At 67.6% G+C, this 5,635-nt stretch carries 5 protein-coding genes; 2 read left to right on the forward strand and 3 right to left on the reverse strand.

All coding sequences use genetic code 11. The annotated features are described in order from the left end of the window. The first annotated feature begins 3 nt into the window (after window positions 1-3). Complete coding sequence (locus VN856_RS17875) at window positions 4-1,989, forward strand: M13 family metallopeptidase (protein ID WP_325691411.1); 1,986 nt, start codon at window positions 4-6, stop codon at window positions 1,987-1,989. A gap of 3 nt (window positions 1,990-1,992) precedes the next feature. Here VN856_RS17875 and VN856_RS17880 read toward each other — a convergent pair whose 3' ends face one another. The 3 genes from VN856_RS17880 to VN856_RS17890 all read right to left on the reverse strand — a co-directional run bounded on the left by VN856_RS17880 (window position 1,993) and on the right by VN856_RS17890 (window position 4,793). Continuing rightward, window positions 1,993-3,093: a L,D-transpeptidase gene (locus VN856_RS17880; protein WP_325691409.1), complete on the reverse strand. Its 1,101-nt coding sequence runs from the start codon at window positions 3,091-3,093 to the stop codon at window positions 1,993-1,995. A 126-nt stretch (window positions 3,094-3,219) separates the two neighbouring features. After that, on the reverse strand, window positions 3,220-4,458 hold the full coding sequence (locus VN856_RS17885; RefSeq protein ID WP_325691412.1) for an MFS transporter: 1,239 nt from the start codon (window positions 4,456-4,458) through the stop codon (window positions 3,220-3,222). Window positions 4,459-4,502: 44 nt separating this feature from the next. Continuing rightward, a complete protein-coding gene (locus tag VN856_RS17890; protein ID WP_325691413.1) occupies window positions 4,503-4,793 on the reverse strand; it encodes a metal-sensitive transcriptional regulator in 291 nt (96 codons plus the stop codon). Between the two features lie 199 nt (window positions 4,794-4,992). On the opposite strand from VN856_RS17890, the gene VN856_RS17895 reads away from it, so the two are divergent. Continuing rightward, the coding region (locus VN856_RS17895; RefSeq protein ID WP_325691410.1) for a dihydroxy-acid dehydratase at window positions 4,993-5,635 on the forward strand (643 nt) is incomplete at its 3' end.

The following is a 5,635-nucleotide window of genomic DNA, read 5'->3' on the forward strand; positions in this document are numbered from 1 at the left end:
GGCGTGACGGTAGAAGCTATCCGCTCGGGCATCGACCTGAGCTATGTCGACGCTGGTGCCCGCCCTCAAGACGACCTGTTCGGTCACGTCAACGGCCGCTGGCTGGCGGACCATCGGATGCCCGCCGACCGTGCCACCGACGGCGCCTTTCGGTTGCTGGCCGACCGCGCCGAGGAGCAGGTGCGCGACATCATCACCGAGGCAGCCGCGGCGAACGCCGCCGAAGGCACCGATCCACAGCGCATCGGGGACCTGTACGCCAGCTTCATGGACACCGAGACCATCGCGAACCTGGGCGTCCGCCCGCTGCTCGATGAGCTCGCCGGCATCGACGCCGCGCTGACGCCCGCCCAGCTGGCCGCCGAGCTCGGCGAGCTGCAGCGCACCGGCATCGGTGGTGGCACCGGTGTCTACGTCGACACCGACGCGAAGGACTCCACGCGCTACCTGCTGCACATGTCGCAGTCGGGGCTTGGGCTGCCCGACGAGTCGTACTACCGCGACCCGCAGCACGCCGCGATCCTCGCGGAGTACCCGAAGCACATCGCGCGAATGTTTGCTCTCGTCTATGGCGACCAGGACGCCGACTGGGATGCGACCGCCGCGCAGATCGTCGCGTTGGAGACCAAGATCGCGGCCGCGCACTGGGACGTGGTGAAGCGTCGCGACGCCGACCTGACCTACAACCTGCGCACGTTCGACGAATTGAGCTCGGAGGCAACCGGTTTCGACTGGGCTTTGTGGCTGCACGGATTGGGTGCCTCGACTGAGCAGGCTGCCGAGGTCGTGGTCGCCCAGCCCGACGCGCTGACCGCATTCGCCGCGCTGTGGGAGGGCGAGGACCTCGAGGCCTGGAAGCGCTGGCTGCGCTGGCGCGTCATCAGTGGGCGGGCGTCGATGCTGACCGACGAGCTCGTCGACGAGAACTTCGCGTTCTATGGGCGCACGCTGTCGGGCACCGAACAGTTGCGCGATCGCTGGAAGCGCGGTGTGGCGCTGGTCGAGAACCTGATGGGCGATGCTGTCGGCCGGCTCTACGTCGAGGGACACTTCCCGCCGGACGCCAAGGCCCGGATGGATGAGCTGGTAGCCAACTTGCGGGAGGCCTACCGGGTCAGCATCACCGAGCTGGAGTGGATGACGCCGGAGACCCGGCAGCGGGCGCTGGAGAAGCTCGACAAGTTCACCCCGAAGATCGGCTACCCGGCGAAGTGGCGCGACTATTCGACGCTCGTCATCGCCCGTGACGACTTGTACGGCAACTACCGGCGCGGCTACGCGCTGGAGTACGACCGCGACCTGGCCAAGCTCGGCGGCCCGGTCGACCGGGACGAGTGGTTTATGACGCCGCAGACCGTCAACGCTTACTACAACCCGGGCATGAACGAGATCGTCTTCCCGGCCGCGATCCTGCAGCCGCCGTTCTTCGACGCCGAGGCCGACGACGCGGCCAACTACGGCGGCATCGGTGCGGTGATCGGCCACGAGATCGGCCACGGTTTCGACGACCAGGGTGCCAAGTACGACGGCGACGGCAACCTGGTGGACTGGTGGACCGATGACGACCGAGCTGAATTCGGCCTTCGCACAAAGGCTTTGATCGAGCAGTACGACGTCTACACTCCCCGTGGGCTGGAGAACGGCCACCACGTCAACGGCGCGTTCACCGTCGGGGAGAACATCGGCGACCTGGGCGGCCTGTCCATCGCGCTGCTCGCCTACCAGCTGTCACTCGGCGGCAAGGAGGCGCCCGTCGTCGACGGACTGACCGGTGTGCAGCGGGTGTTCTTTGGCTGGGCGCAGGTGTGGCGCACCAAATCCCGTGACGCCGAGGTGATTCGGCGGCTGGCCATCGACCCGCACTCGCCGCCGGAGTTCCGCTGCAATGGCGTCATCCGCAACATCGACGTCTTCTACGACGCCTTCGAGGTCACCGCAGACGACGAGTTGTTCCTGGATCCGCAACGCAGGGTCAGGATCTGGAACTAAGGCCTAAAGCTGCCAGTCGTTGGAGCCGTCGTTCTTGCTGTAGGTCCCGACGGAGTTTTTGACGACGATGGGATCGCCGGCACCGAAGTTGGTGAAGAACCATTTCGCGTTCGTCGGGCTGATGTTGATGCAGCCGTGGCTGACGTCGCGCTTGCCCTGATCGCCCACCGACCACGGCGCGCTGTGCACGTAGTCACCGCTGTTGTCGAACTGCACGGCGTCCTCGACGTTCACCTTGTAGCCGTATGTCGAGTTGACCGGCACACCGTAGGTGGACGAATCCATCACGACCTTGGCCTTCTTGTCGAGCACGTAGTAGGTGCCGTTAGGCGTCTGGTGACCGCCCGCAGCCATGCCCATCGACATCGGGAAGGTCTGCTCGACCGTCCCGTTGCGCGTGACAATGAGCTGGTGGGTCGCATCGTCGGCGGTGGCGATCAGCGAGTCACCGGTGACGAAGTTCTCCTGGGTGCCGGCCGCGTCGACGTGCACCGCGGTGTGCGCGGGCCAGAAGCTGAGCGGACGCCAGCGCACCTGGCTGGAGGTCAGCCAGTAGAACTTGCCGGAGACCGGCGGGGTCGACGAGACGTGGATCGCCTGTTCGGCCATGTGCTGGTCGGCGATCGGGCGCGCGAAGTTGATGATGATCGGCTCGCCTACGCCGACTGTCGCGCCGCTGACCGGATTGAAGGTCGGCGGCACGAACGGCGGGGAGCCGGTGAACGGCGCCGGGTTCTGGCCGACAACCGGTCCGGTCGGCGCGGCGGCCTGGGTGGCCGGGGCACCCGGGGTGCCCGGCGTGGCTGCGGTGCCCGGGGTCGCCGCGGTGCCCGGCGGCACAGCCGGCGCGGGCGCCAATGGGTCTCCCGGGATCGGCGGAGGCGCGGCCGGGTTGGCCGGCGGCGGCACCGCCAGTGGGTCGGCGGGCGGCGGTGGCGGCGCTGGGTCGCCGGGTGGCAGCGGAGCCGGGGCGTCTACGGCCGGCGCGGGCGGGGGCGGCGGCTCCGGGTCGGCGATCGCCAAACCGCTGCCCAGAACGAGCGCAGCGGTCACTCCGACTGCGCTCAGCGCAGCGGTCAGCGGACCGGTGGTCCATCGCGACATTTGCATCCCTCCAAGTCACGGTATAGAGCCAGTATGCAGTAGCAGAGGGCCCAGCTATTAATTCAGCGGTCGGCGCTGGGCGCGGAGACGCGTGTCAACCAGCCCGTTGACCTGCGGTTTTATCTTTTACGGTCGATCCGCGGCGGGGACGTCGAACAGCTGCCGCTCGGCGGTCATTCCGGCGGCTCCGAGACCGATCAAGACCGCGGAGGCGGACAACATCCTCAGCATGCCGTGCTCGTAGAACAACCCGCCGGCGAACGATCCGGCCATGATGCCGACTTGAAACGCCGCCATGTACAGCCCGGACGCGCCATCCGGGTCGTCGGCGCCGGCGCGCATCGCCGCGGATTGCAGCATCGGCGACACCGCGTTGGCGGTGCCACCCCATAACGCGATCGCGACGATCCCGATCAGAGCCGTGGCCGTCGGGGGCAGCCGGTGCAACGCCAACCCCGTCAGCACCACGAACGTCATCCACAGCGCGATCATGCAGCTGATGGTGGCGGTCCTGGGCCGATGGTCCATCGGCCGGGCCACCAGCGGGATCGCCAACAGGCCCGCGATCCCGTAGGTAGCCAGTAGCCACGCGATATCCGGTCCCCGCACGCCCACCACATCGCGGACGATCACCGCGAAGAACGTGTAGGACATGTAGTGCCCGGTGACCGCGATCATGGTCAGCAAGCTCACGATGACCAGTCGCCGATTGCGGTGATGATGCGCACGCCGGCCGACGACTGCCCGCTGGCCGTCGGTCAAGGCCATCACCGGCAGCACGAGCCAGGCCGCCACGGTCACCAACGCGGCCATGGCGGTCACCGCCGCGACGGCCACCCGCCAGTTCCACTCCAGGCTGATCGCGGCCGTGGCCGGGCTGCCCACCACCACGGCCAGGCTGATGCCGACGTAAATACTCGTCGTCGCCCGCCCGGAGTGGCTGGGCGGAACAAGCCGAGTGGCGATCGGCGCGATGACCGACAGGATCAGGCCGTGGGTGACCGCCGACAGTGCCCGGCCGCAGGCCAGCACCACGAAGTTGGGCGCCAGCGCGGAGATGAGCTGGGACGCAGTCAGGCAGGCCAGCGACAGCAGCAGCGCGCGGCGTCGCGGCCACTGCCCGGTCCAGCGGACCAGCGGAATCGTGGTCAGCGCCGCCACCAGGGCGTACCAGGCCAGCAACGTGCCGACCATCGGGATACTCACGTGCAAGTCACGAGCGATCGCGGGCAGCGCGCCGACCGGCAGCAGCTCGGCGGTGACATAGGTGAAAGCCGCCGCGGCCAGAACGGCCAACTGCACGGCGATTCGGGGAGTCCAGGGCCCGCTCGTAGCGGTTCGCCCTTGGGCGGCACGAGCTGGCACCACGGCCACTACTCAACCATGCGTTGCGGGCATCGCGTTAACGATCAGGAGCGGACGAGTCGTGCGATGGCCGCGGAGGCCTCGGCCAGCTTCTCGTCAGCCTCCGTGCCGCCCTCCGAGACCGCGCGGGTGACGCAATGTCCGAGGTGCTCGTCGAGCAGGTTCAGCGCGACCGAACGCAGAGCGTTGTTGGCTGCGCTGATCTGGGTGAGGACGTCGATGCAGTACTTGTCGTCCTCGATCATCTTCGCGATGCCACGCACCTGGCCCTCGATCCGCCGCAAACGTTTGGCGTAGTTGTCCTTCTGCGACGAGTAGCCGTGTGCGGGTGCCATCTGCCCCTCCAACATCGTGGTCTTGTAGATAGTGCTCGGGGCCATCGCGACGGCGCCGGTGTTGTCACCATTGTCAACGTCGGCTGGTGCCGGCGCCACGGCGGCCTGGTGCATCGGCGTTTCGCCAGTGCGGCGACCATACCCCGTGGGGGTATTTTAATGATTTTGGCCGACATGGCGCTACACGCATACTTGAGCAATGGCCGACAGCAAGGACAGCATCGACATCAAGCCCCGCAGTCGCGAGGTCACCGACGGCCTGGAAAAGGCCGCTTCGCGCGGAATGTTGCGTGCGGTGGGAATGGACGACGAAGACTTCGCCAAGCCGCAGATCGGGGTGGCGTCGTCGTGGAACGAGATCACGCCGTGCAACCTGTCGCTGGACCGATTGGCCAAGTCCGTCAAGGAGGGCGTATTCGCCGCCGGCGGCTATCCGCTCGAGTTCGGCACGATCTCGGTGTCCGACGGCATCTCGATGGGCCACGAGGGCATGCACTTCTCCCTGGTGTCGCGCGAGGTGATCGCCGACAGCGTGGAAACCGTCATGCAGGCCGAGCGACTTGATGGGTCGGTGCTGCTGGCCGGCTGCGACAAGTCGCTGCCCGGCATGCTGATGGCCGCGGCTCGCCTGGATCTGGCCGCGGTCTTTCTCTATGCGGGCTCGATCCTGCCGGGCCGGGCCAAGCTGTCCGACGGCACCGAGCGCGACGTGACGATCATCGATGCGTTCGAGGCGGTCGGCGCCTGCGCCCGCGGCCTGATGCCGCGCGAGGATGTCGACGCGATCGAGCGGGCCATCTGTCCAGGCGAGGGCGCCTGCGGCGGCATGTTCACCGCCAACA

Source organism: Mycobacterium sp., from assembly GCF_035603715.1.
GTDB lineage: Bacteria > Actinomycetota > Actinomycetes > Mycobacteriales > Mycobacteriaceae > Mycobacterium.

What these genes read in the sequence shown, in the direction of transcription:
- VN856_RS17890 (WP_325691413.1), bottom strand. Translation starts at nt 4,793, where the DNA reads ATGGCACCCGCACACGGCTACTCGTCGCAGAAGGACAACTACGCCAAA.
- VN856_RS17880 (WP_325691409.1), bottom strand. Translation starts at nt 3,093, where the DNA reads ATGTCGCGATGGACCACCGGTCCGCTGACCGCTGCGCTGAGCGCAGTC.